This window comes from Lyngbya sp. CCY1209 (assembly GCF_055795065.1).
In genome coordinates this window covers 1-1060 of the sequence record NZ_JAYFER010000179.1, presented here as the reverse complement: position 1 = coordinate 1060, position 1060 = coordinate 1, and the positions used below count along the sequence as shown (strand labels likewise).

General features: G+C 55.8%; 1 protein-coding gene and 1 pseudogene. One reads left to right on the top strand and one right to left on the bottom strand.

Annotated features, from left to right (window positions below):
• Positions 1-100 precede the first annotated feature (100 nt).
• Positions 101-298 (bottom strand): ribbon-helix-helix domain-containing protein, encoded by a 198-nt coding sequence (locus AC0QHF_RS02770; protein WP_324702655.1) that lies wholly within the window; start codon positions 296-298, stop codon positions 101-103.
• A gap of 183 nt (positions 299-481) precedes the next feature.
• Here AC0QHF_RS02770 and AC0QHF_RS02765 point away from each other — a divergent pair.
• Positions 482-1060: pseudogene (locus AC0QHF_RS02765) on the top strand (hypothetical protein); the annotation flags it as partial.

Sequence of the window (1060 nt, the reverse complement as noted above, 5' to 3'; positions counted from 1 at the left end):
ATGGATCGTTGATGGATCTGATGGATCGTTGGTGAGCAAAAAAATGGCCCCCGGTCTGGTGCGATCGGGGGTTGGTGTAGAAACAGAGACAGGTGGGTTGTTATTCTGGTTCGTCCGCCAATTCTTCTTTCTCGGCTTCCTCTACAGCCTTTTCGGCTATGACTGCCATCAAGTTTGACAGTGTGCGCCGTTGAATGCCGGCTAATTTTTCTAATTTCTCCTTAACTTCGGGGTCAACATAAAAAGCGATCCTGGCTAATTTGGTTGGCCCACCCACGGTTGTTAGTCCATTAATCATAATTTCCTTGTAATTGTATCACAACGTGCTATCATGGTTCCATGCTAACACAGCCTAGACACAGCTAGGTTAGTCTATGCGCTAACTGAGTAGCCTGTGATAGCGATGGCAAACTAAAAGCCCACTGGTGCAGCAGCCAAGCAAGTCACCAGTGGGCGCGAAAACCCCTTTACAGGAGTAACTATGACTTTATCAGAACTCAAGGCCCATGCGATCGCCCTCGGGCTGTCCAAGGATGACGTCCGCCAATTCGGGAACCTGAGCTACAAGGCAACCTGGGAAGCCGCGATCGCCGACGCCGAAACCGCACCGACCCCAGTGGATGCCCCCGCCCCCGCCCCGACCGACATCTGCGATCGCATTGTCCAGTTGCAGGACAAAGTAGACGCGGCCCTGGAACGGGCAAACATTCAATGTACATTGAAAAAAACGACGGTTGACCGGCCCGACAACCACCACGTCATCCTGGTTTCCGGCGCCTGTGACGGCATTGAAGAACCCGTCGGCCACGCCCCCGACTACCGCGAAGCGCAGCGGATCGCCGACGGGGTGAAACTGGCATTCGGACAGCGGGTCATGATCCGCCACTGGGCCGGCGACGACTCCGAGATCTGGCGCCGCCACGAAGACGAAGTTGACCCCGACACCCTGCCAGAACTGAAGCAGACCGACGATCGCTTCGAGTCCTGGACGCCCTGGATGAAAGCCGGCGCCAAATTCACCACCCCACGGGGCACCCGATTCACCATCGTCGGCTTTGAC